This window comes from Paenibacillus sp. P4_A7 (genome assembly GCF_056402455.1).
Genome location: NZ_JBFUHJ010000921.1, coordinates 1 through 601, shown reverse-complemented (window position 1 = coordinate 601; position 601 = coordinate 1). Strand labels below are relative to the sequence as shown.

Sequence of the window (601 nt, the reverse complement as noted above, 5' to 3'; positions counted from 1 at the left end):
TCTTTGGACCTCACTTAACTCAGATAAGTGCGACCATCTATATTAGGAATGTTCCGAACTAAGCTTTATCTCCTCATTTTCAGGGAAGTATCGTTAAAACCCAATTCGATCCCTCACTTTGATAAACAATCATTATAAAGTTTCCAGAATAAAAATGTGCAAAACCCGAATTAACCCCTAATATATTCCATGTAATTTCTCCATTATCCTGCCCGTTAACTTAACAAAGTAAGGGAGCAGCTGCCGAAGCAAACTGCCCCTTATTTGTTCAACTATCGTTACCTGTTAGTAAAATGAAAAAATTGTCTTTTTAATAATTATTGCTGGCAAAGTTGAAACTTGTTACCATCAGGGTCCAAAATTTCTAAGTCTGTTCCGCAGCTATCCCTATCCCTTAAAACGATATCTCCAAATTCTACATTATTGGCTTTTAAACTCTTAAATACAGCCTGTATATCCTCAACAAGTATGCAAAACGCAGGCTGATGATACCCCTCTTTATTGTGAAAACTTAATGGTCTCTTATCATTACTTTGAACTAAGAAAAAATTATATCCTGAACCTGTTCTTAACGAAACCATATCCTTTCCTGGAATAAGTG

General features: G+C 35.4%; 1 protein-coding gene. It reads right to left on the bottom strand.

From position 1 onward, the window contains the following. Positions 1 to 317: 317 nt before the first annotated feature. Positions 318 to 601, bottom strand: a 284-nt coding sequence (locus tag AC1DWN_RS34960; RefSeq protein WP_477563377.1) for a VOC family protein, incomplete at its 5' end; no start/stop codon positions are given.